This is a genomic window from Marinilabilia salmonicolor JCM 21150, assembly GCF_000259075.1.
Classification (GTDB): domain Bacteria; phylum Bacteroidota; class Bacteroidia; order Bacteroidales; family Marinilabiliaceae; genus Marinilabilia; species Marinilabilia salmonicolor.
In genome coordinates, this window is record NZ_AJKI01000018.1 from 1 (window position 1) to 25964 (window position 25964).

The window sequence follows — 25964 nt, forward strand, 5'->3', positions numbered from 1 at the left end:
ATAACGATTGCCAACTCTATTTGGGCTTGAAATTTGATTAACATTTTTTAATAGACACTAGTGATAATAAAACATGACTTAATTGATAGATAACCAGTAATTCACATATATATATATGCTATTGGGGTGATGAGCCGATATCCAATAATATAGTAAAAGAGCATTCACCTAAAAACGTTGAATTGATATGGAACTGCAAAGTAATATAGGAAAAATAATCTTAGTTCAAGGTAAGCAGGCTATCTTGGACAATGATGTCGCTGAACTTTATAGTGCTGAAACTAAACGTATCAACAAAACGGGAAAGAATAATCCTTACAAATTTACTGAAAGATCTATTTTGCTCTAGATGAAAATGATTTGGAAATTTTGCGATCGAAAATTTCGACCGCAAAATTAAAAGTAATTATCTAGTTCGCCTAAGTAACTGTTTAAATTATATTCTGTTAAACATAATTTTGAACATTGCCAACTTCATCATAGATTCCTGTAAGATTCAAACTAGGAGAGTGTTCTTTCCTCGATCCCCTTTTGGGTAAGACTTCAAATGTTTTAGAATCTTCTTTCATTACAGCCTCCAATAATATTTCTAGGTTCTCTAATTCTTGTAATTGCTTTATTTCTGATACCTCGTTCGGCTTTACAATATGAGATCAATTACTGTTTACAAGCAAGTAGACAAGTAGGTGCTACCAAATTGATTTTACGGAATAAACTGTTAATTCCTCTACAGTTAAATCTTGCAATCCCCAAAAACTAATACCTTTCTCTGCACCTTCGCCCTTACGTTCTATAATAAAAGAATAAAGACCGTCGTCAATGAAACCTTCAATGGAAGTGCGATCTATGTATAAATCAAAATCCAATTCCATGCTTGTAAAATTCTGGGGTGAATAGAAGGTTCCATTTATGCGATTAAAATTCATATCGTAATCAAGTATCTTCTGACCGTCCAATATCATGCCGGCATTAGTGGGATGTGAAAGACGTATTTTCCCTTTTACACGAAGACAATCTACGGAAGGCAGCAATATATTCAATTTTTCGTTAGCTTCCTGCATCGTGAGTAACTGTTCATTCAGTAATGGTGTGAACAGCTCCTTTGTTTCGTTGACTGGTATACAAACCATACGAACACCATCCTTTGTTGTACGAAGCGATAACTCTACAGGTAATAACATATGTCCAGTAAAAGGCATGTTCTCATGTCGGATAGATGCCCAAGAAACCTGAATTCGACGACCGTCTTCTGCTGGTATATTATTAAATGTCTGTGGTGCATACAAATAGCCAGATGCATAGTAATGTTTTCCAGTCTCTGGCGTGAACGTTTTGCCATCGAACGAACCAATCATGTAAGTACCCGAAGCTCCACTCATCACCCATTTTGTATTGTCCTTGTTGCCGTCAATAGGTAGTTCAAACAATTCTGGACATTCCCAAAAGCCTGAAGTATGACTTTGGTACTCCCAATTCAACATATTGTCTGAAGTATAAATGGAATGACCATCTTTTTCATGCAACACCATAACCCAATGTTTATCTGCCTCATACCAAAATACTTTGGGATCACGATTGTGCCATGTACCACCTTTCATTTTGGTGTCCAATATTGGATTGTTCTTATATTTTGTCCATGTTCTACCTTTATCCAAGCTATATGCCATACATTGTGTCTGTCCATCACTACATTGTACAGTGTAAAATGCAAGCATCGCTGGTTTATCCTTCTTGCCAAGCCCCGAAGTATTATCATAATCAACAACTGCTGAACCTGAATACATCTCGCCTAATTCATCAATTTGCAAAGCCGTAGGCAATTCCTCCCAGTTCACTAAATCTCTACTGACAGCATGCCCCCAATTCAAATTTCCCCAATCTACATCATAGGGATTATGTTGATAAAAAAGGTGATATTCGCCATCATAATAAACCAATCCATTTGGATCATTTATCCAGCCACGCATAGTTGAAAAGTGAAACTGAGGTCGAAATTCCTCCTGATAAATCTTGTCCTGTCCCACAAATTTATCATCTTGATATATTTTATTTAGGCTCTCTACATCACCTTCGTATGAAAGAGTAATAGTTTTACCTAAAAAATTAGAGACATCGTAATGCATCCAATAATTGGGTTCTTCTTTCGCTAGTTTAATTTTAAACCAAGTAAGCATTTTACCATCCAAACTTAATGTCATCTTATCAGATTGGCTTGTTTCTGAGATGGGTAAATTAAGATAACGTTTCTCTATTTTAATAGTGAGTTCTCCAGATTCTTTGGTGTGTTCTCCAGCAACCACATTGTTGAAACTGAAGGGGAGAAAATGCAGAAGAAATATTGAAATACAAAATTTCAGTTTAATAATATGAGTTTGTTTTTTCATTTGGCTATTAAATTTATTGTTTAACTATTAATTCATGATTACTTTGGTTGAATGTCATTATTCATGAGGATATTTCCCTTATCAGCAAAAGCCTTGAAATCATCTGCCGCAGAATGCCCTTTGTATGGAGTATAATTTTTTTCAATACCAATATCAACAGAGGCTGGAATATTATTGATATCAATCCAACTCCAATTCTTTGGCCAAATATGCATTGTTAAATAATCAACGTTAGGGTCAGCATGCATTTGCTCAAACAAATCCATATCCATTTCTGTGCCCCACAAACCTTCCGAACCAATAGAGATTAAATGATTGGGAGCTAAAGAGCGCATCAGTGCTGTTGTTTCTTTTACCCATGCTGCCATTAGAGGTTTTCCCTCATCGCTGAAGGCGCGTGGCTCGTTTCCAACCTGCCACGACATGATAGCAGTATCATCACTATATTTTTTTTCTGTATATCTATTTGTTCGTTGCATTACATGTTTCACATGGTTTAGGAATAGAGTTTTGCATTCGTCACATCCTGCATATTTGGCCACATGCTCTACAAATACAGGCCAGTCATCTACCCCTTTCTCTGGCACATTTCCTTTGTCTGCCCATTCTAGATATTGTCCATATCCGCCACTCCACTCCCAACTATTGTTAAGATATAGGACAGCGTACATGTCTCTTTTACCCATTTCGGACAGTAGATAGTCAAGACCATCAAAAATAGTGTCGTTATATATTCCTGGGGCTTGTTGCAAAGTGGGCATCACTTTCACGACTTGTCCAGCAAGACCATCTGCACCTACTAATATACGGAGATTGTTGATGCCATTTTTTTTCATAAAATTGAGTTCCTTATGCAAACGACTACGATTTCCCCCTTGTCCTTCGGAGCCGAGTATAGCACCATACCAAAAATTTGTGCCAATAAAATAATAGGGTTGTTCTCCTATGAAGAATTGACCTTCTCTTTGTGTTACGTAATTGTTGGATTTACTCACTTCTTGTTTCCCACAGGCTATGAGGAATAGATTAATAAGGATAAATAATAATACTTTTTTCATGATATAGGCTTAGATAATATTTATCGTATTATTTAAGCAAAGATATTTATGATGTGCAATCATAACAAATACTATTTTATCAATCAGTAGTACTCTATATTATTATTTAGGAGTGTTATTATAAATTAGGAATATACAGTAGATTATGATACTATAATATACTTAGCTGTCGCTAGTTTTTTGTCTAGTGCTAAAGATGAAGGTGTATGCTGAGTATAGAGTTGTATTATACAATTTTTTTATTTTTCTGATAATATCCTCTAAATTCTTTAGGTGAACACTCCTTCTTTTTTTTAAATATCCGATTGAAATTGGAGAGATTATTAAAGCCACAATCATAACAGATTTCGGCTATAGACATAGTTGTATCCACCAAAAGTTTAGATGCAAAGCCAAGCCTAATATCTATAATATAATCGGAAAGATTTTTACCTGTTCGAATTTTAAAGAAGCGACTAAAAGCAGCAGGTGTCATAGTTATCAAGTCCGCAAGCATATTTAGTCGAATTTCTTCTTTATAATGATTACTAATATATTGTTGCACCTTTAACACTCTCCTGCTATCAGACTGCATATTGATTTTTGCAAAGGAAGTGCTTGAGAGTGTATATGCTTGTTCGCATAAAGACAGTTCGTACAAAATAGACAAAAACTTGATGAAAGAATAGAAGCCATCTTTTTCAGAAGTCAGACCATCTAGCATAGAGTATACCTTCATTATACCAGACATTGGAAAGCATAAGCCTTTCTGTGCTTGATCTAGCATTCTACGAATACTTTTGGTTTGATTCTTATTTAAAAACCCTTTGTGGAATAAGTCGGAGGAGAACTGAATTGTTATTTCACGAATTTCTTTAGATGTGTTTGAAAATAGAGTTTAATTTATTTTATCCAATGCGAATCTTTCAGCACTTAAGTCAAATTGTTCAGAAGCCCACTTAAATTTCTTATAAGCACTTGACACTTCGGGTAGTTCAAGTCCTTTTGTTATGATTTCTCTCAGTTTTTGATAGTGAATTGAAGCAGTTCCTTCTCCACCACCTACTAAGTCGTCATAGTCTGTGAAATAGTCTAGATAATACTCGTCATCATTTAATTTTTTACAATTCTTTTTTATAAAATCGATTTCCCAATCTTCATAACCTTTATTAGCTGGTCCTGGAAATAGCTTAACGACATCAAATAACTCTTTTTCAAATTTCACTACAGGTAGTTTCTCCTCTGATTCTGATTGATAAGCTCTAATAAAGGCTTCTCCAAACATTGTCGTTTCTGTATGGTGCAAGTAACCTGCTTTAATTGAGCCTCTACATAAAAAACCATTCGCTATCAATAAATGGATTGCAAAAGCACAGTCTGATAACATATAATGAATTCCACCTTGCTCTTGTATTAAACGAGAAATAACCAAGCTATCCGAAACTTGAATAATTTGCGTATCAGCATTCAAAGCTCTATCAGCTTCGATTTGGTATTTATTTTTTGGTGTTATAAAGAATTCGTTAAGGTCAGTCAGTGCTGTTTTAATACGATTAAACTCATTATCATCTTTTAAACTCTTATCTACTGCATTTTTGAAACCTAAAATATCTATGAATGCAACAACTCTAATATCATATTTCATTGTTCTGTTTTTTAATGTTTGCCAACCCGGCTATATGCGCCTGGCCCGTGGCTTTCAGACCCGCTGTGACTTTATCAGCTTGAACGCATGGTTTTGGAAAATACAAAACCCTCAATATGCTGTGGATGCCACGGCTGGCGTATATAGCTCCGTTGAACTAAACCCGTTTTCAACGGGAGCTTATCATCATAAAACTAAGAAATCTTCTTAAATAAACCGATTTTTCGGCCTCAAACAATTAAAAACAATTTAGTTATGAGTCGAAAATCGTATTTAGAACAGGCCTGCGAAGCAGTACCTGAGTTTGAAACAGTGAGTACCCAGTTTCTTCGAAAGTACACCATTTCGGGAAAGTCTGAATCATGTACCAGTAATTATCTGATGCAAATTTCCAAGTTGGTATTGCACTTTCATTGTTCTCCATTAGATCTGTCTCAGGATCAACTGGAGGAGTATTTATTTTACCTGCGTCAAAATGAACCGCCCAGCATGAGTTCTTTTAAACATCTGGTGTATGGTCTTCGCTCTATGTTCAGCATGTTTAAAAATGAGGACTTGTACCTGAGTCTGCCGACCATAGCGCAGAGCAGAGCGCTTCCGGAAGTGTTCTCACAGCAGGAGATCAAACGAATAATGAAAGCCTCAAAATTATTAAAACACCGTGTGCTTTTCGCCCTTATTTATGACTGTGGTCTGCGTATCAGCGAAGCTATAAACCTGAAGATTAGCGATGTTGATTTTGACCGGCATCAGGTTCATATTCGTGAAAGTAAATTTAAGAAAGACCGCTATGTGCCTGTTTCAGGACTGGTTTTAAAAGGGTTGAAATCCTATTTGGAGACATCACGCCCCAGAGAATGGCTGTTTAATGGCAAGATACGAGGCGAAAAGATCAGCAGAAGTGGCATACGCCACGCATTTCGGTCAGCCATAAATAAAACTGAAATTTCTAAAAAGGTTTGTATTCACACCTTACGACACAGCTATGCTACCCACTTATTGGAAATGGGCCTGGATATTCTGAGTATCCAATACCAAATGGGACATGCTGAATTACGTACAACACTGATGTATTTGCATATCGCCAAGTCCGTTCCCCAGAGAGGATTTAGTCCTATGGAAAAACTGTATTAGTATGAGCCATAATGAGGATCTGGGTGGTGCCATAGATCAGTTCCTGCCTTCCTTGTTGCAAAAAAGAGGGCTTACTTCTCATCAATTAAAGGTATTGCAGGCATTATCAGTGTGTCGCACCTCTAAATTGGGTGGTTCGGCTCTGGCCTGTGGTGATTGTGGTAGTATACATTACGTGTTGCACAGCTGTAGGAACCGTCATTGTCCGCGTTGTCAGGGCATCGATAAGGAACTTTGGATAGAAGACCGTAAACAGGAATTACTTCCGGTCAAATATTACCATGTGGTATTTACGGTGCCACATGATTTGCTGGAGTTGTTTCGCTTCAACCGGAAAGTGATGTATAACCTGCTGTTCGAGAAGTCGTGGGAAACCCTCTGTGTTTTTGCCAGGGATCCAAAACTGCTGGGAGCAAGGCCGGGAGCCATTGCTGTTTTGCATACCTGGGATCAACAACTGGGTTTCCATCCACATGTGCATATGATTGTTCCGGCCGGAGGCATAGACAAACAAGGAGAGTGGAAAACTACCAAACAAGACGGTGACTTTTTGTTTGATGTGAAGCAACTCTCCCCGGTATTCAGTGCCCGGTTTGTCAGCAAGCTTCGCCGCCTGAAAAGGGAAGGGAAAATAAAAAAACATGTTCCCCGCGACCTGATAAAGGAGCCCTGGGTAGTCTATGCCAAGCAGGCTTTTGGCAGTCCGGAAAGTGTGGTTGAATACCTGGGAAGATACAGCCACCGGGTAGCCATTTCTAATCACCGTATCCTGAAAGTAACCGATACTCATGTTACCTTTAGCTGGCTTAACCGCAAAGCTGGCTATCGAAAGGAAATAATAACGCTTACCGGTGTAGAATTTCTGGAACTTTTCCTGGAGCATATTGTACCGCCTCACTTTCGACGCATTCGCCACCTGGGCTTTCTTAGCAATCGTAATAAACAGGAAGCAATTGAAAAGATCAGAGAGCAATTGCTGGCGGTTTATGATATAAGGCCGAGGTTGTCCCGTGCCGAGGTGCTGGCGTTGCGCTTTGGAGAGCGTTCGGTATTGCAATGCCGCGAATGTGGCGGAGAGCTATTGCTGCTGGAGAGCTTTCCAAAAGAACGGGCACCACCAGAAAATCGGTGCGCTTAAATGTATTTCGTATGCCAATAATGAATGCACTCCGGTAGTGCAAATGGGAAAGGTATGCCCTGGCTTATCACTATGCCCCGAAAAATACTAAAGTGGCAAGGTTAAAACAGGACGGTAGACTTAAAACAGCATCGAAAGTGTGGTTAATTGCAAAAATATATGTCAAAGAACGAGATAAAAGGAGTCAGATTATCATTAAACACCTCCCCGGAGACCGATTGAAAACACTATAGGTAAATCATTGTTTTATAGTTTTTATTGTGAGGCATTCTGAAGATTGTTTAGTTCAACAATAGCCTCCAATATCAAGCGTATGCAAGCAACGCTTGGTCGGAGGCTAAGTGTTGTGCTTAGTATTTTTTATCAATTGTAAATTTTTTATTCTTAATGTTCGTTTTTCTTAGAAATCTCTTTCTACTAATTTCCTTGTTTTGACTGTCCCAAGTATAGATTTTCTTGCCATTCCAACGCATATTTAAATCAGTCAGAAAGTCTGTATAATAGAAATATCCATTGGCTAAACTTATTGTAATGGAATCTGATTCCGTTTGAGGTTGTTTAAATGTGTTCAAAATGAGTGTATCATTCGATAAGACCCAAGAACCAGTCCATATTTTCCAACCTCCCACATCATAAAAAATACCGTATTCAAAAGTTGAGTCTGATTTTATTTCAAGCTGTTCACATGCAAAATATCCAGATTGACATTTACCGTATAATCCTATAATTTTCAATTTTTCTTGACCTAAAGCACTAAATGCGTTTAAACTTAAAATCAATATTAACACTGAATATTTTATAGAAAGGTACCTTTTCATATTCATTCTCCAAGTCTAGTTATAATTCTCCAAAATGATTTTTTATTGGGTAATCTAAACTCTACGTATCTGGTTCCATATAGTCCGTTCACACGTTTAATTTTCATTTTCTTGGTTACTAATTCTTGATTTTTCTTTTCAATTATCATTACTTTTCCGTCATGGATTAAATCACCTCCTATATAAATCAGCTCTCCAAGTGGTTTCTTGTCTGGATTTAAATAATTTATTCTTCCAAACATTTTCTTTCTGTCTTCATCACTATAATCAAACCAGTAGTCAGTTAATTTTATTTTCTGTTTATTAGATTGAAGAAGTTTCAATAAGTTATCATACTTTTCAAAATACCTAAAAGAGCCTATTTCAGATGAATCATCTGTGTTTTTGATGATTGAATATAAATCACTTTGCTTAAAAATGATAATTGCATATTTCATCTCCACAAACAGGACTTTTTCATTTGTAGTATCAATCTGTGTTGAATAAAAGTCTTTGCTTTTTATCTTGTCAAAATTAATCTGAGCTATTAATTGAATCGGAATTAAAAATATTATAATATGAATCAGTTTATTCATAGTCTGTTGGTTCTCTCTTGTAATATTAAGCACAACGGTTTATGGTATGGTGTCGTGCGGGAGTTCGAAGCGAAAACGTATCAGTTTACACCGGCTTTTTTAACGAGCCACGAACCTTCGCAACCCGATGAAACCCGCATGCACTATACCATGTGTGTGTGCCCTGCATGAGCAGCAGTGCACCCACCTCGAAGTTCCAGAAAAAGTTTAAAAATACAAATCTTTTTCAAGGAGCCATAGAGTGTGGAGGTAATTTTATCCAGGGGGTGTAAGTCCCTTATGCGCGAGGGTGACGCCTTGAAGCATTAGCAAGTGGCAAGCTGGTTTACCGCGAGGTATGCAGTGAAGGAAGCCAACCGGCAAAAGTCTGTACTGACGGACAGGTATTACAGGATTAGCATATTCTGTAAGGCGCATATGAGGCATGACTGTTCGGGTGAGCAAGCACATCATTGTAAAGCCCAAAGAACACCAAAAGAACAATTGTGTAGATGCGACAGGAATAGACTAAAGGATAAAGCTCTTACCAGGGGATAGCTCCACGTCCACGAGCTGGACATGTGGAGCAGTCAGCAGAAGTCATAGTAGGTGAGGATGCTACCGTTTCACAGTATTAACCGGAAGGAAAATTGCGGCCTGCGAGTGAACTGTATTAGCTGGGTTTCCCGACACAAGAAGTGAACACCGAAGGACGGAACTTTAAACCGTTACAAATTTGTCCGGGAGGTCTAAGTTAAAAGCTTTCCAGCCCGTCGAAAACGTAACAGGAAACAGCAAAGAGAATGGAAGAAAAACTGATTGAGAAAATCCTGCAAGCGGCCAATCTGTCGATGGCCTGCAAGGAAGTAGTACGTAACAAAGGAGCCGGAGGAGTGGACGGTATGAAGGTAAGCGAATTGGAAGCCTATCTTCACAAGCATCGTTCCACCCTGACCGAACAGATTCGCACTGGCAACTATCATGCACAACCGATCAGAGGTAAAGAGATACCCAAGGGAGGGGGCAAGATGCGCCTTCTGGGCATCCCCACAGCCGTTGACCGGATGTTGCAGCAGGCAGTGCTACGTGTAATTATGCCTCGCTACGAACAAGCGTTTTCGACCTACAGCTATGGTTTCCGCCCTTTGCGGAACACACAACAGGCCGTAAGTAAATCGCTGCACTACATCAATTCCGACTATCAATATATCGTCGAAATTGACCTCAAACAGTTTTTCGACAAGGTAGATCATGTGCTGTTGTTGCAGTTGCTTTATCGAAAGATAAAATGCAAAGCCACGATGCGCCTTATCCGGCGATGGTTGAGGGCCCCTCTTGAGAAAGATGGTAAACTCATCAAACGTCGGATAGGTGTACCACAAGGAAGCCCGATAAGCCCGCTGCTGTCCAATATCATGTTGCATGAATTGGACACAGAAATGGAGCGTTTGGGACTTCGCTTTGTCCGCTATGCGGACGATTTCAGCATCTATTGCAAAACGAAATCAGAAGCAAGAGACGCGGGCAACCGGATTTACATCTATCTTCGGGACAAGCTGAAACTCCCCATTAACCGGGAGAAAAGCGGCATACGGCGACCTGTCCATTTTCAGATTTTGGGGTATGGCTTTGTCCCTGTTTTTCAAAAAGGAGTCAAAGGCAAATACCAATTAGTCGTAACCCGTAAAAGGTGGAAGACTTTCAAAGCAAAGTTGAAGGAAATAACCCGTAAAACCACGCCAATGAGCTTTGATGAACGCATAAAGAAACTGCATGAGGTTCAGCGAGGTTGGCTAAATGCATTCAAATATGCCAATATCAAAGGAAAATTGGCGGAATTGGACGGCTGGTTGCGCAACCGACTGAGGTACTGTATTTGGCATCACTGGAAAAAGCTTGAACGGAAAAGGAAAAACCTAATCCGTTTAGGTGTTCCCCAGCGCGATGCCTATGCCTGGAGCCGCAGTCGGATGGGAGGGTGGGCTATTGCCCAGAGCCCGATATTGGGCACCACCATCACCAAAGCTCGTCTAATTAAACGGGGATACATTTCTTTGGCTACAATGTTTAAGACAATTTCCAAAAATACGGAATTGAATCAACTGTTTCCCATGGTTTAAAGAACCGCCGTATACGAGACCCGTACGTATGGTGGTGTGAGAGGCTCTCCGCTAGGTCATTGACCTAGCGGCAGTCTACTCGATTGGCAAACGTTTGATTTTTAGTCTTTATAACGAAATGTTGTCTTACGATTTATCCAGCCATTAACCATAACTACTTCTCCTTCCACATTCCCAATGAATATTTCTTCTTTAGATAATAGATAGGAAGAGAATATCTTAATTTCACGGTTCGCTTGAGGGGTGCAGTCCTCATTAGTAGCAATAGCTTTTTCAAACATATCAATCGCTAAACAGTATATCAAGTTTCTTTCAACAGTATTATGTCTAAGAGTTGAATCGGTTGCATAGTTTGCGTAAGTAATTCCAAGTAAAACGTAACCAAAACAGAAGGTGCTATCATTTTTAAGGATGTCTTCTGAAATATCACGACTCCTCTCATAATCTCCTTGTTGCATTAATGAAAACGCTTGCTCAATCCTTGAATTTGCTTTCTTTGAGTCTTTATTCTGTCCAAGTACAAGGAAACTACATGCCAGCAAAGGTATTATTAGTAATTTTCTTAATTCTTTCTTCTTATCCATTTAATAGTCGTTTATAAAATCAAAATGACAAAAACTTTCGGTCTATATCGAAAGACTGTCTCTGCCAAATGTCACTAGTGTCTATTAATATTTGTTAAAATGCATTGTATCTATTTAATTGATAGCGGTTTATTCTCTAAAAACCTTGTCGCCCTTTTAAAATTTGTTCCTTTATATTTAGGGACAAATTGGAACAGGTATGAACATAGGCAAGTATGTTTTCGCACAGATTGTGCAGTTTCTTCCGAAACGCTACTTCGAACGACTGGTAATAAAACATAAAGACAGAACTGCCGGAATGTCACCATCCTACTGGAGTCACATGCTGGTCATAATGTACGGTCAGCTCATTGGTTGTCAAAGTCTTAGAGAACTCACAGATGTCACTATCGCTCATGCTAAAAGATCTTTTCACTTGGGTTTTGGAAAGGTTCCAATCAATAGAAGTGTTCTTTCCAAAGTTAACAGCCTCAGAGACTCTGGGATCTTTGAGAAGTATGCTTTTTACATTGCCTCTATTGCCCAAGCTAAACGTACCACCAAAGAATTTGAACTCCACGGTAGGTTCTATGCCATTGATTCTACCACCATTGACTTGTGCATGTCGGTCTTTAGATGGGCAAAGTTCAGAAGCACAAAGTCCGGTATCAAGATTCATACACAGATTGATATTGCCACTGAAATACCGGTCTTCTACAGAATCAGTCATGCGAATGCGCATGATACCAAGTCCATGGACTGGTTCATTTACGAGCAACAGGTTTGCTATGTGTTTGATAGAGGATACTTTGACCTTTCCAGACTTTACGCAATTGAGCAGGCTGGAGCTTTCTTCATCATAAGGGAGAAGTCCCGACCTGACTATGAAATCACGGAAGGAGAAGACATGCTTGGAGGAACTGACAATGTCTTGCGAGACCAAACGGTTAGATTCACAGGTAAGCGAAATAGTGGAAATTATCCGGTTTCGCTCAGGCGCATCGTATTTTATGCCCCTGACCTTGGAAGATCCTTCACCTACTACACCAACAACTTCTATCTCAAAGCAAATGAAATTGCCCTTCTTTACCGCTACAGATGGCAGGTCGAACTTTTCTTCAAATGGATCAAGCAGCATCTTCGGGTCAAATCCTTTTGGGGGGAATCTGAAAATGCAGTCCGGATACAGATACATGTCGCCATCATCACGTACTGCCTCGTCGCTATTATTGAACACGACCTCAAACTGGACAGACCTGTTGTTGAGGTCATGCGTATCCTTGGCAATTCCCTTCTGGTAAAGGATCCCATCCAAGACCTCTTGGCTCCTATGGTAAATATGACCAATGATGATAACGATTGCCAACTCTATTTGGGCTTGAAATTTGATTAACATTTTTTAATAGACACTAGTGAAAGTAATTAATGATTTAAAAAACATTGGGGTAATTTTTTATTCCAAAAAGACAAATACTGTTTATGTTGCACAAGAAGTTGTCAAACTTTTAAGAGAAATTAGAGGTAAGTCAATCGCAGACAAGCACTTTAGAAGAATATTAAAGCAACTGAGAGAGCCACAAATCAATCTGGTATGCAAAAAGCACAATATTGATTGGAGACAGCCCCTTAATACAAAAATTGATTCAATAATTAATAAAGGAATCTCCCTTACTAATATTCTTGAAAATGAAATACATAAGGAAGGAACATATTTAAATGATATCAAGAAGTTCATAAATGAGTTAAATGAGAAAAGTTTCAATATCCCAAATCCAACAAAAGGAGTTACAGTAGAGGAAAAAATTGAAAATTTGATTGATTATTTCAACGAAATGGAGAAAGAAGAAAAGGTTTCAATTTCCATGGATGGTTATGAAAATCTACTCGTTGATTTGAAAAAAAATGTTCCTAAATCAAATGACGTAATTCGGTCTCATTTTGAGCTTCAAGATGAAAATGTAATGGATATTTCCTATTTATTGGAATACAATTTAAAGCCAAGAGATATTCTTGAAATTTTCCAGGAGGACATGCTCAAAGATTTCTGCGAAAGAAGAGAGATAAAGCAAAGAGGGGATTTGATAAGCAATATTTTAGATTCATATATGGATACTGAGAACCTGTATTTAGAAAACTATGAGAATATTGCATTTCGGAGATTAAATGAGCTTAAAGAAAACGGCATTCAAATATCTGACGCAGAAATAGGTGTTAAATTTGAAGATTTAACAAAAACTATTCTCCAAAAACTAGGCCTAAATGTTGACGAAAGTCTCAGAAAACAAATGAACACCAAAAATGACAAAGCAGATATAATCATTAATATTGGAAAAAATGAAGTTATAATTGTTGAGTGCAAGTCCGTTAAAGAAAATGGATATAATAAATTTAGTTCAGTCAAACGGCAACTTAAAGCATATTTCGATATGGCAGAAAAGAATGGAATGAAAGTCGTTAAATCATTATTGATTGCACCGGAATTCTCCGATGAATTTATCAATGAATGTGAGCTTGAATATGAACTTAATTTATCTCTGATACAGGCATCTTCGCTTTATAATATTCTGGAGGGGTTTAAAAGCTCAAACAAGGAACAGTTTCCATACAAATTGTTAATGCGTGACGTATTGATAAAAGAAGATAGGATTTTAAAAGCAATTAAGTAATTTATGTTTAAGCGTTTTTTCCTTAATGAAAACTTCATTCTTGGAGTTATAATCTTAAACTCCATCACCATACTATTGGGTGCGTTTGATAATTTATCACCGGCCCAAACTAAATTTATCACAACCATTGATAATGTGATTACAGTCATCTTCGTGATTGAGATGGTTGTTAAGATAATGGAGTTTAAAATAGGTGGTTATTTTTCTTCAAACTGGAACAAGCTTGATTGTTTACTGGTGTTACTTTCAATTCCAGCTCTGATTTCTTGGATTTTCGACCTGTCACTGTCAAGCCTCAGTTTCTTTTTGATTTTTAGGGTGCTCAGGGTATTTAAGTCATTTAGATTCTTGAAGTTTGTACCAGGAATTACAGACTTGATAAAAGGTGTTCAAAGAGCTTTAAAAACCTCAGTTGTCATAATCTTAGGTTTTTGTATTTATATTTTTATTATTGGGATTTTTTCAACCTATTTATTTCAAAACATAGCTCCAGAGCATTTCTCAAATCCTTTGACTTCGTTCTATTCAATTTTTAAAATATTTACAGTAGAGGGATGGTATGAAATACCCGAACAAATAACAGCAAATACTGATGGTACTGTTTCATTCTTTTCAAAATTATATTTCGTTTTCATTTTGGTAACTGGTGGAATATTTGGACTATCGCTTGTCAACTCGATTTTTGTTGAGGCCATGTTGAGTGATAATACGGATGATATTTCTCAAAAGATTGATAAACTGGAAGATAAATTGGATAATTATTTGAGGAATAAGGGATAATTAATCTATTGTGGATGCTCTTATGTGTTACTGAACTGGCTGGACGATACTTATTTATGAGTCGGATTATAGCAGTGTAGCCTATCCCAAGATGCCGGAATTAATTTTCTGCTTCAATCTGTTGGTCGTTTGATTTAATTCGAGGTGGAAATAGGAAAAACTGAAGCGATTTTGCGTTTTTGTAAAATATTACTTTTGTTTGTTAATATAATTTAATTTTAAAACAGAGAGTAATTATGAGAAAATTAATTCTAGCTCTCGTTATTTCCACTTTTTTGGTGAGTGGTTGTAGCGATGATGAGACCACAAGGGTTAACATTGAAATTTCAGAAGATGTAGTTGCGTCCAATGGCTTTACCATAAATTGGGAACCATTGGAAGATGCACTTTATTATGACGTTATGATTACTCCTGATGTATGGGAGCAAAGTACTATGGTCAGTAATGAAACGAGTATAACTTTTGATAATTTGTTGGCCGATACAGAATACACCGTTCTGATTGAAGCCGGATCTTCTCTGGAACAAGAGACAATCATCGGAGAAGGAAGTATAAATATCACAACAGAGGCTGTGCGTCAGGAATTTGTTGGAACCTGGGAGTATAATTATAGTACCCTTGTTGAGTCTTATGTGTTGAATGGTGATGGAACCGGAAAGTATATTTACGACGGTGATGAAAGTGATATTATTTGGAGTGCGGGTGCTTCTGAATTTGCATTTAAACTTTTAAATGAAAATGGAGGTGGCTTTTATTATTATTACGAGTATTCCTTTAACTCTGATAATACCATTTTAACATTGGATGGTACAAATTATTTTTTGCAGGAATAGAATAGGATGATTTTTATTTTCAGGCCATCTTCATTTCTATTGGAGATGGCTTTTTTGTAGTGCTGATCAGCTTGAGATGCCGGCAGATGGTTCAATAATTTAATATTAAGTCAGGAAACCGGATAATAAAATTCGATTATCAAAGTTTGTCTATTGTTCGCGAGAAGTTATTTTGGAAATATCATACAACATAAGGATGACTGGCAACATGGCGATTACCCGCTGAAGGCTGATATATTTAAAATTGCACCCTCAAATAATTATCTGGTTACTTCTTCATCCGGCGCAGTATATAGTGCTGATGTTTCGATGAATTATATTGGTTCTCTTCCTTGTGGATCTGATTCTTTTTCTGATGTTGAATTTAGTTCAGGTGGAAATATAATCTATGCTGGTGTGAAAACGATGAGAGCGATTTACATGTTTGATTACGAGAGTCTTAATTAGATTGGGGACATAGAGACCAAAGGCAAGTCCGTTTTATTTATTTTTAAATGATTAATTGGTTTTTTTCAATCCTTAATTCACATTAATTACTGCGATTCCAAAAGGAGTATTTGTTGAATACCCTTTCGTGTGAACATTGTACTCAGCCTCATCGTAATTGGTGTTTTTATCTGAGAATAATACAATGAGTTTATTTTCATCTGAAAATACATATATGGGATACCCAGGGGTATCGATATGGCGTTGCTTATCATAAGCATCGTACTCAATGATATATTGGGCATTAAAAGGGGCTAAGTACTTATAGTTTTGATTGTCCTTGAACGCAATGTCTTGCGCAGCAGGAAGATTAACATTCCATGCTGTCATCGAATGTGATATAAGGGCCTTGGGTTCCGGAAGAATATAGACAATGCCGGAGAATGACTCCGGAATAGAAGCAGGATACGAGTACCCCGAATAATAATAGCTATTTGAAGTAGCAGCATAATCACCATTATCATTTATTTGATAGGAATAGATGCGGGAATAACTCTCATCTTCTTTATGAATAAGTCGCTTGCTGTGAGGGCTTAAGCTCATGTGAAAGTTCTCATAGCCATATTTTTCAATGAAAAAGGTGGAAATGCCAGTTGCCCGATCTACCTTGTAGATATCACCTTCTCCGCGGCAATTCACATAAAGTCGGCCTTCATTGTCAGGCACAATACAATAGATATACTGGTAATTGTTGATTTGAATTGTTTCCTTCAAAGTCATGGAAGGAGCATCATATATGCGAATCATCCCGTTTGGCGCAGGAATGTATAACTCCCAATTGTTACCAAATTTACCGAATGCCGGATAACAGTCATTGTACGATACGTCGATTTTACCAATAATTTTTTTTAGTGTATAGTTATATAATGTAAATTGCCCTGAATCGTCGATGAAACCCAGGAGATCCTCATCGCTATTGTGTATAACACTTCTCGGAAAGCTGTTAAACGCCGTATAGTTCCCAATATTTATGGAGTCGATATTGCTTTTGACAACTTGCTCATATCCACAAGGATGAGAGCATCTGGCTTCAACCCAGTAATAATTCATTCCAAGCTTGCTGGCTTGCATATCGATGTGTTGATGGTCATAAAAGTTGTTTGATGTGTACACAACTTGGGAAGACTGGTAATAACCACCACTATTCTTGTAATCATTTTTATCCAATGAACGAATTAAACGGTATTCTGTAAATTGTGGAAGTTTCGCTAAACTCCAACGGGCCTCAACGTTCTCATTGTTATTTATTAAGCTAAGCTTAATGTTTTCACTTAAGGCAATGAAGTCTTTGTCCTCCTCACAGCTGAATAAAGAGAGTAGTGTTAAGGCCATACTCACTAATATTAACTTGGGCAGTTTACAATTCATAAATTTGTCCATATTTAAGATAAAAAAGAATATCTTTTGTAAAATTAACAAAAATATTCTGATATTCGTACTCAAATTTAAAAGCTTAAAATTAAATTCTAACAGATGATGAAAAGAATTTTTATTCTTGGTATGCTGATTGTAGTTGTAGGATCATCAGTTTATTCACAAACTGATTCAACTCGTTTCAATCTATATTCAAAAAGGGGATTTTACTATTTTCCAGAAAAAGGAGACTGGTCTGTCAGTATTAGTGCAACACCTTTTTTAAATTATTTTGGCGGTTTATTTGGGGATAATATCTATCGTTATGAAAATTACAATAGTTCTGGTTCATTTTATATAGATGAAGAAGCCCCAGGGTTTGCCTTTACAGCTCAAAATCCGGGAACGATTTTCTTTAAATATTACAACAAAGATAATAGTGCATACCGTATTAAGTTATTATTTGGTTTTACCTCAGAAAAAGATAAGTTAGGCTCTGGGACTGAAATGCGGCAAGATAATTATATTAAGCAGTCTGCTTTGTCTATTGGCCTTTCTGTTGGGCAGGAATTTTATCGTCCGATTAAAAGTCGCTTAAGAGGTTATTACGGTTATGAAGCGGGTATCTTTTCAAGGCCATATTATGGCTTATTATACCAGTATGATAATGGGTTTTTTACGGGGAAAGTGGAATATGTGGATGAGTCAATGGCTGAAGACAATTTTACTGAAAAAGGGGGGAATACATTTGGCTTAAATGGTTCTGGCTTTATTGGAGTGGAGTGGTTTTTTGCCCCTAAAATGTCCTTAGGTGGGGAGTTTGGATTAGGACTTAACTATTCGAAAATGACTGAGCGCAAGCATGAGAGTGAATCTGATAACGTTATTGTTGATTCAGGAGCGAATGGTTTCACATTTGAACCTTATGCCAGTGGAGATTTAATCATTCACCTTTATTTTTAGCAGGTGGGGAAGAATACAATCTTATTAGTCGAAAAGTCTGATATTAAAATATCATGGATGAAGTGGCTGCCCAATATTTTTGAGGCAGCCACAAAATGGTAATCAGGGATTGGATGACCTGATATACCCTAAAAGGCTCTAAAATCAATTTAGTCTTCTGCTTTTGTTCCGATTTATAAACGGATCTAAAAACCCAAAATCCCCTCCCAAAAAAAATCAACCTTTTTGGCTATCTTTGTGTTTCTTTTCAAAAACCAGGAATTGAGAGAAACAGATCACATAGTAAGTGCCCGGAAGATGTTGGGAGAGTACCTGACATCAGGAAAGTCTTTTGTGGCTTACAGATTGCCGGGAGATAAACAGGCGTATAGCTTTCAGGTGGGTAAAGTGCAGTCTTTCAGCGTTTCAGAATTTACTCCGGAGGCGTTTGAAGATGCATTTATAATTGCTCCTTTTAAGATGTCCAAAAGTGCTTTTGCGCTTTGGCCGGTATCCGGGATATCGAGGGTTGAGGTAGAGTCAGAGAATTTTGAACGGGAGATTCGGGAAGATAAATCTTTTCGATTGCCCCAGGAGCGTGAGGAAATTCGCCAGGCCTATGGCCAGTCTTTTTCTGTCATCAGGGAAGCCCTGAATGCTCATGTGGTCGATAAAGTAGTTTTGGCACGTCAGCTTGAGGTATCTGAGGTTCCTGAACATATATTGCCTCAGGTATTTAGTCAGCTTTGCCGGTCTTATCCCAACGCTTTTGTTTATTTCTTCGATCATCCTCTGGTGGGACGATGGATGGGGGCAAGCCCGGAGACTTTTCTGGAAAAAGAAAACCATCAATTGAAAACTGTGGCATTGGCGGCTACACGCAAAAGTGAACTTCACAGTGAAGACTGGAATATGAAAGAACTGGAAGAGCAGGGATTGGTTTCGGTTTTTGTGGATGAGGTACTAAAAAAATACGGCATTTCCACCTATCAAAAAAACGGTCCTGAGCCGGTAAGAGCCGGTTCCATGATTCATCTGAAGACTTCTTACGAATTTGAAGCCTGTAAACTGGAAGATGCTGTTGGTCTTTTTTTGCAATCCTTGCATCCTACTCCGGCTGTTGGAGGTTACCCCAAAGATATTGCCATCAGGCTTATTGAAGAGGCCGAGAAGTTTGATCGCGGCTTTTACAGCGGTTTTCTGGGGCCTGTCGGAAAAGGAGATTTCAGGTTTTTTGTAAACATTCGTTCCATGAAATTGGGTGAAAACAAAGCTGTTTTGTACCTTGGAGGTGGGATTACAAGGGATTCGAAAGAAGCCAACGAATGGGAAGAAACAAGGTTAAAGGCCCGCACACTTCTGTCGGTGCTGCATTCAGTCAAACAAAATTATAGTAATGAGTCAATCCATCTCCGATAAAACGGTGGTTCATCATATTATTGAGCATTGTTACACTCATGGTGTCCGGCATGTCATCATTTCTCCGGGATCGCGCAATGCTCCTTTTATTATTTCTTTTCCTGCCAGTAAAAAATTCAACTGTCTAACCATTGTTGACGAGCGCTCGGCAGCCTATTTTGCTTTGGGACTGGCTCGGGAAACCAAGCAACCGGTAGCGTTGATCTGTACCAGTGGAACGGCAGCATTGAATTATACTCCGGCCATTTCGGAAGCATATTATCAGCAAATTCCGCTCATCGCTATTACGGCGGACAGGCCTCCGGAATATGTAGATCAGGCAGATGGACAGACCATTCGTCAGCAGGGGATTTTTAGCAATTTTGTGCATTACGAATGCCAAATGCCTGTGGGGGATTTGTCGTCGGATGACCGATGGCTGGTAGATCGCAGACTTAATGAGGCTTTCAAAAATGCCCTCGGTGCAGTGAGAGGATCGGTGCACATCAATGTCCCATTTCGTGAACCCCTTTATGAATCCATTGATGCCGGAACTTTACCTCAACCATCCATTGTTCCTGTTACCTTAGAATTGTCTGTAAATGAAGCATTGTTGGATGATCTGTATCATGAGTTGTCTCAATATCGGAAAGTCATGCTCCTGTTGGGGGCTATTGTCCCTGGCGATGATTTAAGGAGATTGGTTGCCGGCCTCGTTGAAAAAGGTGTTGTGGTGGTTACAGAAAGCCTCTCTAATGTACCGGAATCTGGAACTTTCGGAAATACGGATCGCATTCTCGAAGGTTTTAATCCGGAAGACCCCGCATTTACGCCCGATATGCTGATTACGCTTGATATTCCGGTTCTTTCCAAGAAGCTGAAGCAACGGCTGAGGAAATATCCTCCCAAAGCCCATTGGCACTTCTCTAATCAGGATATTTTAATCGATACCTATCAATGTCTGAGCCGTCAGATTCCCGGTGATGCCGTTGAGACGCTTGGGAAACTGGTTACCCGGATGCAATCGTTGTCATCAGATTATGCAGATATTTTTAAAGATGCTGAGCAACGTGTGAAGGTCAGACATCATGAGTATCTGGAAAGTCTCCCGTGGTGTGATTTGAAGGTATTCGATCAGATCTCCCGAAAGATGCCGGGCCACCAGCAGATACATTTGTCTAACAGCACTCCTGTGCGTTACGGACAGTTGTTTGAATGGGACAGAACCTGTACCTTTTTTAGCAACCGGGGTACCAGTGGTATTGACGGATGTGTGAGTACTGCTGCAGGGGCCGCCTATGGAGCCGATCAGTCAGTGACCCTGATTTCGGGCGATCTGGGATTTATATACGATACCAATGGTTTGTGGCATCAGTATTTGCCTTCTTCCTTCCGAGTAATTGTGGTCAATAATGGGGGTGGAGGCATTTTTCGTTTTATTCCCGGCCCGTCTAAAACAGAAGAGCTGGAACCGTATTTTGAAGCCCGTTCCAATCATCAATGTCGTGGCATCGCAGAAACTTTTGGTTTGCAATATTATGCTGCAGGTAACAGTAACGAACTGGATCAAATTTTAGATCACTTTTGGAGCGATAAGGGCGAGCCGGCTTTGTTGGAGATCTTTACGCCGGGACAAGAGAATGGGGAAATATTGAGAAAGTATTTCAGTCATTTGACGGGGAGGTGATTTGGTAAGGCAGAAGAGTTGGAGGCAGAAGGCAGAAGTTGAATGTGTTGTATATCTGAATCTTAAGTGTTCTGATATACTTAATCCTGAAGAGTGCGGGACAAGTTGTGGTTCAAATTCTTAAGTCTAAATAGTGCCTGTTCATAAACTAAGCAAATTCTGTTTTTAGAGCTGTTTCTGGTTAGAAAGTGCCAATTGCTAGGCTTGCGAAGCCGACAAAAACGGAGTTTACTAATCGTAAATGAGTATTTTGGCGGCAAGCGTAACGACGCAAGTGGTACTTTATGGACAGAAACTAAATAACTAAAATATAACAATCTAAAGATAATACCATGAAGTATAACTGGACAACCATTAAAGAATACGAAGACATCAGGTTTGAGTTTTGCGACGGTGTGGGAAAGGTGACCATCAACCGTCCCCGTGTTTACAACGCTTTTCGTCCTCAGACGGTGAAAGAGATGATTGATGCTTTCGATATTTGCCGTGAACGTCAGGATATTGGTGTAGTGGTGCTCACAGGAGAGGGAGACAAGGCTTTTTGTTCGGGTGGTGACCAAAATGTGAAAGGGCATGGCGGATATATGGATGAGGACGGAGTTCCACGTCTGAATGTGCTGGATCTACACAAGCGGATTCGCTCCTTACCCAAGCCGGTAGTGGCTATGGTCAATGGTTATGCAATTGGTGGGGGCCATGTTTTGCACGTGGTTTGTGACTTGACTGTAGCTAGTGATAAAGCTATTTTCGGACAAAGCGGGCCTAAGGTTGGCAGTTTTGATGCCGGTTTTGGTTCTTCCTATCTGGCTCGTCATGTGGGACAAAAGAAAGCGCGGGAAATCTGGTTCCTGTGTAAGCAATATTCTGCCGAAGAGGCTGAGAAAATGGGACTTGTCAATAAAGTTGTTTCACATGAATGGCTGGAAGAGGAGACCATGGAATGGTGCAAAATAATGTTACAACGCAGTCCTATGGCATTGCGAATGATCAAACGCGGACTGAACGCCGAGCTTGACGGACAGACAGGCATCATGGAAATGGCAGGTGATGCTACACTGATGTTCTACCTTATGGAGGAAGCTCAGGAGGGACGTAAAGCATTTTTGGAGAAACGTGATCCTGATTTTAAGCAGTTTCCTAAGTTTCCTTAAGAATATACAATTCCAATTTTGATAACCATTTAAGGCATATAAGGTTGTGTGCTATGATTTGTTAAGATTTTTCAGATTACCACTGATTGTAAGGTGTTGTCAATGAATTGAATGTAGATGATCTGATTTCTTGTATGTCTGAGTTGGTTTAAATTTATTCTAATTATCCAATTAACGATTAACTATGTCAGAAAAGAAAAAAGAAGGTTTCTTCAAAAGACTACTTGATAAGGTTGAAGTTGCCGGAAACAAACTACCTCAACCCGTTACTTTGTTTGCCATGCTCATGGGATTAGTGCTGCTGCTCTCATGGATTTTTGGCTCTTTGGGGGTGAGTGCTACACATCCGGCCAGCGGAGAGGAAGTAAAAGCAGTGAACCTTCTGAGTGCCGATGGTGTGAGGCGAATTATGACTTCCATGGTGGATGTCTTTGCCGAATTTCCGCCGCTCGGATTGGTTCTGGTGGTGATGCTGGGAATTGGTGTTGCAGAGCGCAGCGGTTTGATATCCGTTGGACTCCGGATGTTTGTGAGTAAGGTACCCAAATCGCTCATCACTTTCTCCATTGTGGTGGCCGGTATGATCAGTTCCATTGCTGCAGATGCCGGTTATGTGGTATTGATTCCTTTGGGAGCGGCCATTTTTCACAGTATGGGCCGCCATCCGATTGCTGGTCTGGCCGCCGCGTTTGCCGGTGTTTCCGGTGGGTTTGGCGCCAATTTCCTGCCCACGGGACTGGATCCTTTGATTGCCTCATTTACCCAGCCGGCAGCTCAGATTATAGAATCGGGCTATACGGTTAATCCGCTGTCCAATTACTTCCTGATGGCTGCTTCTGTTCCTTTTGTGGGACTGGCCGGAACCTGGGTGACCGAGCGTATTATCATTCCACGCCTTGGGAAATATACCGAAGATACCGATGAGGTAGTAAATAATGAAATATCCCCCATAGAAAGAAAGGGGCTGAAGTGGACATTGCTTACGATGGTGGTGTTTCTTGGCCTCCTGGTTTGGGGAATTGTTCCTGAAAATGCATTGTTTCGTGCTGAGGATGGTGGTTTGGAACCGTTTTACAACTCCATTGTGCCCCTGATGTTTATCCTTTTCTTTATTGCCGGATTGGTTTATGGATTGATAACCAAATCTATAAAAGGAGACAAGGATGTGGCCAATATGACGGCCGAATCCATGTCCACCATGGGCGGATATATTGTGCTGGCGTTTGTGGCAGCCCAGTTTGTGGCTTTCTTCAACTGGTCAAATCTGGGACTGATAGTGGCCATTACCGGGGCTGATGGATTGCAGGATATTGGTTTTACGGGAACTCCCTTACTGGTGGCCTTTATTCTTGTTTCCTCTCTGGTTAACCTTATGATAGGAAGTGCATCGGCCAAGTGGGCGATTCTGGCCCCTATTTTTGTACCTATGCTGATGCTGATGGGGTACAGTCCCGAAACAACCCAGGCGGCCTACCGTATTGGAGACTCTTATTCAAATATTCTTACTCCGTTACTTCCATATTTCCCTCTGGTGATTACATTTGCGCAGAAATATGTGAAGAACATCGGTCTGGGAACCATTATTTCAACGATGCTTCCTTTTGCAATTGTTTTTGCCGTGGTAAGGATAGTAACGTTTATAATTTGGATTTGGCTCGATATTCCTTTGGGTATTGAGGGACCTATCTATTATGGTGGATAGAGCCCGGAGGTCAACCCCTGCCAACCTCAACACCCGGCAAAGGCCCGTCATCGCGACCGCGGGGAACGAGGCGGGAAGCAATCTCAATTAATAACCGGACATCAATGAAACGAGCATGGCAAGGAAACCACAAAAGATCATGTATAATATTCTGACATGTGAGTTCCATCAGGCCAATAACTTAAAACAAATTTTATACTGATGAAAAGGTATATAAGAACATTGCTATAACTGATAAGGGTGTTAAAGAAATGGTGCAATTGGTTGAAACTTCAAGCCTCTTGCACCTTTTTTATGACAATGGCTGTACTTCACCTTCGGCGTCGGGTTAAGGAAAATGTTATCTTGTTATAGACATGGGAGCTCTTCAGGCTCCGTTTTTACTCATGATTGACGGTGACTATTACGCTTTATTAATCAGGAAAAAGTAAAAAAGAACCCCGGATTCTGGTAACCGGGGGAGGCCCGTAGGTGATATTTTTGGATAAACTTCAGGAATTCTTGTTTTCCGATTTTTTTGCTGAACGAATCGACTGAATTATAGAAACTAAAGTTGCGGTCATCGCAATAAAAATAAGATAATTGAGCCAGTTCCCGGATGAACTGAGGTTGTTGAAATTAACCGAGGCCACATCGGCAATCAGAATAATGGTACCGAAAATCAATAATGAATAACGGACTTTTTGCATTTCTTTCTCAGGATATTAGAAAATTGTTTTACTTCTGCCTTCTGCCTCTCCAACTGCTGCCTGATAAACTACAATAGCTTCTTAAATAACTCTGCGACTTCATCCACATCATTCAGGGTATAGGAAGCGTGTGTTGGATTACCATTGTGCTCAACCATAATGCCGATGCCAATCCCATCAGTTTCCAGGGCTTCGAAAGCATCTTCATCAGTGTCATCGTCACCTATGTAAATCGGAATAACGGAATCGTCTGCCGCCAGACCCAGTTCTTGTAAAATCCACAACACTGCTTTTCCTTTGTGCCAGTCCAAATCAGGCTTTATTTCCACTATTTTTTTGCCGGTTCCTTTCTTGTATCCGGGGTTTTTGGTCAATACCTCTTCGAAATCTGTAAGAATATCCTCAATTTCTTCATCTTTGGCATTTCGGTAATGAACACCGATGGCATAACGTTTCCGGTCAATCTGAACTCCCTTGTATTTCTTCTGAAGCTCCATCAATTCTTTTTCTATGATGTTCAGTTCAGGAAGTAAAACGGAAGATTTTTCATGCTCTTTGTAAAGTCCGTCGGGTCCGGAAATTCTGAATCCGTGACTTCCGGCATAAACCAGATTGTTAAGCCCTACGAGTTTTTTTACATCATCCATATCGCGGCCGGTAATCACAGCAACAGTGTATTTTTCTGCCAGTTGAGACAGCAGCTCTTTCATTTCACCGCTAATTTGGGCATCTTCCGGGCGACTGACAATTGGGGTCAGTGTTCCGTCATAGTCTAAAAACAGGGCAGGTTTTCTGCTTTTTACTTCTTCGAAAAAATCATTTTGGTCGCCAAAAACCGGCTTTGGATTTGTCTGTGTCATGGTATTTTATTGTTTCAGTTTTAT

Annotated in this window: 24 protein-coding genes; 14 read left to right on the top strand and 10 right to left on the bottom strand. The window is 39.4% G+C overall.

The genetic code is table 11. From position 1 onward, the window contains the following. Positions 1 to 187 precede the first annotated feature (187 nt). The gene (locus W7W_RS23165; RefSeq protein ID WP_010663730.1) at positions 188 to 349 is read left to right on the top strand and encodes an ORF6N domain-containing protein; all 162 of its coding nucleotides are present in this window, start codon (positions 188 to 190) and stop codon (positions 347 to 349) included. A gap of 340 nt (positions 350 to 689) precedes the next feature. On the opposite strand, the gene W7W_RS0110530 is transcribed toward W7W_RS23165, so the two are convergent. The 4 genes from W7W_RS0110530 to W7W_RS0110545 all read right to left on the bottom strand — a co-directional run bounded on the left by W7W_RS0110530 (position 690) and on the right by W7W_RS0110545 (position 5066). Then, a complete protein-coding gene (locus tag W7W_RS0110530) occupies positions 690 to 2384 on the bottom strand; it encodes a DUF4980 domain-containing protein (RefSeq protein ID WP_010663731.1) in 1695 nt (564 codons plus the stop codon). Positions 2385 to 2422: 38 nt separating this feature from the next. Continuing rightward, positions 2423 to 3442 (bottom strand): glycoside hydrolase 5 family protein, encoded by a 1020-nt coding sequence (locus W7W_RS22040; protein ID WP_010663732.1) that lies wholly within the window; start codon positions 3440 to 3442, stop codon positions 2423 to 2425. A 226-nt stretch (positions 3443 to 3668) separates the two neighbouring features. Beyond that, the gene (locus W7W_RS22045) at positions 3669 to 4208 is read right to left on the bottom strand and encodes a helix-turn-helix domain-containing protein (protein WP_010663733.1); all 540 of its coding nucleotides are present in this window, start codon (positions 4206 to 4208) and stop codon (positions 3669 to 3671) included. Positions 4209 to 4319: 111 nt separating this feature from the next. Beyond that, positions 4320 to 5066, bottom strand: coding sequence for a hypothetical protein (locus W7W_RS0110545; RefSeq protein WP_010663734.1), 747 nt, complete (start codon positions 5064 to 5066; stop codon positions 4320 to 4322). Between the two features lie 255 nt (positions 5067 to 5321). On the opposite strand from W7W_RS0110545, the gene W7W_RS0110550 reads away from it, so the two are divergent. Beyond that, on the top strand, positions 5322 to 6200 hold the full coding sequence (locus W7W_RS0110550; RefSeq protein WP_010663735.1) for a tyrosine-type recombinase/integrase: 879 nt from the start codon (positions 5322 to 5324) through the stop codon (positions 6198 to 6200). A gap of 1 nt (position 6201) precedes the next feature. Further along, positions 6202 to 7338 (top strand): IS91 family transposase, encoded by a 1137-nt coding sequence (locus W7W_RS0110555; protein WP_010663736.1) that lies wholly within the window; start codon positions 6202 to 6204, stop codon positions 7336 to 7338. A gap of 350 nt (positions 7339 to 7688) precedes the next feature. On the opposite strand, the gene W7W_RS0110565 is transcribed toward W7W_RS0110555, so the two are convergent. Together W7W_RS0110565 and W7W_RS0110570 are read right to left on the bottom strand one after the other, a co-directional pair. Then, positions 7689 to 8162 carry a hypothetical protein gene (locus W7W_RS0110565; protein ID WP_010663737.1) on the bottom strand — a complete coding sequence of 158 codons (474 nt, stop codon included), beginning with the start codon at positions 8160 to 8162 and terminating at the stop codon, positions 7689 to 7691. Beyond that, a complete protein-coding gene (locus W7W_RS0110570) occupies positions 8159 to 8731 on the bottom strand; it encodes a hypothetical protein (RefSeq protein WP_010663738.1) in 573 nt (190 codons plus the stop codon). The genes W7W_RS0110565 and W7W_RS0110570 overlap by 4 nt, the downstream gene beginning before the upstream one ends. A 782-nt stretch (positions 8732 to 9513) precedes the next feature. Here W7W_RS0110570 and ltrA point away from each other — a divergent pair. Beyond that, positions 9514 to 10830: a group II intron reverse transcriptase/maturase gene (ltrA, locus tag W7W_RS0110585; protein ID WP_010663739.1), complete on the top strand. Its 1317-nt coding sequence runs from the start codon at positions 9514 to 9516 to the stop codon at positions 10828 to 10830. 101 nt (positions 10831 to 10931) lie between these two features. On the opposite strand, the gene W7W_RS0110590 is transcribed toward ltrA, so the two are convergent. After that, positions 10932 to 11414, bottom strand: coding sequence for a hypothetical protein (locus W7W_RS0110590; RefSeq protein WP_010663740.1), 483 nt, complete (start codon positions 11412 to 11414; stop codon positions 10932 to 10934). 199 nt (positions 11415 to 11613) lie between these two features. Here W7W_RS0110590 and W7W_RS0110595 point away from each other — a divergent pair, with 199 nt between their 5' ends. The 5 genes from W7W_RS0110595 (at position 11614) to W7W_RS0110615 (ending at position 16119) form a co-directional block, all read left to right on the top strand. Further along, complete coding sequence (locus W7W_RS0110595) at positions 11614 to 12786, top strand: IS4 family transposase (protein ID WP_010663741.1); 1173 nt, start codon at positions 11614 to 11616, stop codon at positions 12784 to 12786. A gap of 19 nt (positions 12787 to 12805) precedes the next feature. Further along, positions 12806 to 14059 (top strand): hypothetical protein, encoded by a 1254-nt coding sequence (locus W7W_RS23785; RefSeq protein WP_010663742.1) that lies wholly within the window; start codon positions 12806 to 12808, stop codon positions 14057 to 14059. A gap of 3 nt (positions 14060 to 14062) precedes the next feature. Beyond that, positions 14063 to 14839: an ion transporter gene (locus W7W_RS22055; RefSeq protein WP_010663743.1), complete on the top strand. Its 777-nt coding sequence runs from the start codon at positions 14063 to 14065 to the stop codon at positions 14837 to 14839. Between the two features lie 236 nt (positions 14840 to 15075). Continuing rightward, entirely contained in the window at positions 15076 to 15672 is a 597-nt protein-coding gene (locus W7W_RS0110610; RefSeq protein ID WP_010663744.1) for a fibronectin type III domain-containing protein, read from the top strand. A gap of 153 nt (positions 15673 to 15825) precedes the next feature. Then, positions 15826 to 16119: a hypothetical protein gene (locus W7W_RS0110615; RefSeq protein ID WP_010663745.1), complete on the top strand. Its 294-nt coding sequence runs from the start codon at positions 15826 to 15828 to the stop codon at positions 16117 to 16119. A gap of 72 nt (positions 16120 to 16191) precedes the next feature. On the opposite strand, the gene W7W_RS0110620 is transcribed toward W7W_RS0110615, so the two are convergent. Beyond that, positions 16192 to 17490: a YncE family protein gene (locus tag W7W_RS0110620; RefSeq protein WP_148660940.1), complete on the bottom strand. Its 1299-nt coding sequence runs from the start codon at positions 17488 to 17490 to the stop codon at positions 16192 to 16194. Positions 17491 to 17631: 141 nt separating this feature from the next. On the opposite strand from W7W_RS0110620, the gene W7W_RS0110625 reads away from it, so the two are divergent. The 5 genes from W7W_RS0110625 to W7W_RS0110650 all read left to right on the top strand — a co-directional run bounded on the left by W7W_RS0110625 (position 17632) and on the right by W7W_RS0110650 (position 24391). Next, positions 17632 to 18474, top strand: a complete 843-nt coding sequence (locus W7W_RS0110625) for a hypothetical protein (RefSeq protein WP_010663747.1) — start codon at positions 17632 to 17634, stop codon at positions 18472 to 18474. 225 nt (positions 18475 to 18699) lie between these two features. Beyond that, complete coding sequence (locus W7W_RS0110635) at positions 18700 to 19872, top strand: chorismate-binding protein (RefSeq protein ID WP_010663748.1); 1173 nt, start codon at positions 18700 to 18702, stop codon at positions 19870 to 19872. Then, positions 19850 to 21538, top strand: coding sequence for a 2-succinyl-5-enolpyruvyl-6-hydroxy-3-cyclohexene-1-carboxylic-acid synthase (gene menD / locus W7W_RS0110640; RefSeq protein ID WP_010663749.1), 1689 nt, complete (start codon positions 19850 to 19852; stop codon positions 21536 to 21538). Before W7W_RS0110635 ends, menD begins: the two co-directional genes overlap by 23 nt. Before the next feature lie 332 nt (positions 21539 to 21870). Further along, entirely contained in the window at positions 21871 to 22689 is an 819-nt protein-coding gene (gene menB / locus W7W_RS0110645) for a 1,4-dihydroxy-2-naphthoyl-CoA synthase (protein ID WP_010663750.1), read from the top strand. Positions 22690 to 22873: 184 nt separating this feature from the next. Beyond that, positions 22874 to 24391, top strand: a complete 1518-nt coding sequence (locus tag W7W_RS0110650; RefSeq protein ID WP_010663751.1) for an AbgT family transporter — start codon at positions 22874 to 22876, stop codon at positions 24389 to 24391. A 491-nt stretch (positions 24392 to 24882) separates the two neighbouring features. Here W7W_RS0110650 and W7W_RS0110660 read toward each other — a convergent pair whose 3' ends face one another. Together W7W_RS0110660 and otsB are read right to left on the bottom strand one after the other, a co-directional pair. Further along, positions 24883 to 25080, bottom strand: a complete 198-nt coding sequence (locus W7W_RS0110660; protein WP_010663752.1) for a hypothetical protein — start codon at positions 25078 to 25080, stop codon at positions 24883 to 24885. 68 nt (positions 25081 to 25148) lie between these two features. After that, on the bottom strand, positions 25149 to 25940 hold the full coding sequence (otsB, locus tag W7W_RS0110665) for a trehalose-phosphatase (RefSeq protein ID WP_010663753.1): 792 nt from the start codon (positions 25938 to 25940) through the stop codon (positions 25149 to 25151). Positions 25941 to 25964: the final 24 nt, after the last annotated feature.

Coding starts and splice junctions, on each gene's coding strand:
- W7W_RS0110625 (WP_010663747.1), top strand. CDS start 17,632: ATGATGAAAAGAATTTTTATTCTTGGTATGCTGATTGTAGTTGTAGGA.
- W7W_RS0110620 (WP_148660940.1), bottom strand. CDS start 17,490: ATGGCCTTAACACTACTCTCTTTATTCAGCTGTGAGGAGGACAAAGAC.
- W7W_RS0110650 (WP_010663751.1), top strand. CDS start 22,874: ATGTCAGAAAAGAAAAAAGAAGGTTTCTTCAAAAGACTACTTGATAAG.
- W7W_RS0110530 (WP_010663731.1), bottom strand. CDS start 2,384: ATGAAAAAACAAACTCATATTATTAAACTGAAATTTTGTATTTCAATA.
- W7W_RS0110545 (WP_010663734.1), bottom strand. CDS start 5,066: ATGAAATATGATATTAGAGTTGTTGCATTCATAGATATTTTAGGTTTC.
- W7W_RS0110555 (WP_010663736.1), top strand. CDS start 6,202: ATGAGCCATAATGAGGATCTGGGTGGTGCCATAGATCAGTTCCTGCCT.
- W7W_RS22040 (WP_010663732.1), bottom strand. CDS start 3,442: ATGAAAAAAGTATTATTATTTATCCTTATTAATCTATTCCTCATAGCC.
- W7W_RS0110590 (WP_010663740.1), bottom strand. CDS start 11,414: ATGGATAAGAAGAAAGAATTAAGAAAATTACTAATAATACCTTTGCTG.
- W7W_RS22045 (WP_010663733.1), bottom strand. CDS start 4,208: ATGCTAGATCAAGCACAGAAAGGCTTATGCTTTCCAATGTCTGGTATA.
- W7W_RS22055 (WP_010663743.1), top strand. CDS start 14,063: ATGTTTAAGCGTTTTTTCCTTAATGAAAACTTCATTCTTGGAGTTATA.
- W7W_RS0110595 (WP_010663741.1), top strand. CDS start 11,614: ATGAACATAGGCAAGTATGTTTTCGCACAGATTGTGCAGTTTCTTCCG.
- ltrA (WP_010663739.1), top strand. CDS start 9,514: ATGGAAGAAAAACTGATTGAGAAAATCCTGCAAGCGGCCAATCTGTCG.
- W7W_RS23165 (WP_010663730.1), top strand. CDS start 188: ATGGAACTGCAAAGTAATATAGGAAAAATAATCTTAGTTCAAGGTAAG.
- menB (WP_010663750.1), top strand. CDS start 21,871: ATGAAGTATAACTGGACAACCATTAAAGAATACGAAGACATCAGGTTT.
- W7W_RS0110610 (WP_010663744.1), top strand. CDS start 15,076: ATGAGAAAATTAATTCTAGCTCTCGTTATTTCCACTTTTTTGGTGAGT.
- menD (WP_010663749.1), top strand. CDS start 19,850: ATGAGTCAATCCATCTCCGATAAAACGGTGGTTCATCATATTATTGAG.
- W7W_RS0110570 (WP_010663738.1), bottom strand. CDS start 8,731: ATGAATAAACTGATTCATATTATAATATTTTTAATTCCGATTCAATTA.
- otsB (WP_010663753.1), bottom strand. CDS start 25,940: ATGACACAGACAAATCCAAAGCCGGTTTTTGGCGACCAAAATGATTTT.
- W7W_RS0110660 (WP_010663752.1), bottom strand. CDS start 25,080: ATGCAAAAAGTCCGTTATTCATTATTGATTTTCGGTACCATTATTCTG.
- W7W_RS0110565 (WP_010663737.1), bottom strand. CDS start 8,162: ATGAATATGAAAAGGTACCTTTCTATAAAATATTCAGTGTTAATATTG.
- W7W_RS0110550 (WP_010663735.1), top strand. CDS start 5,322: ATGAGTCGAAAATCGTATTTAGAACAGGCCTGCGAAGCAGTACCTGAG.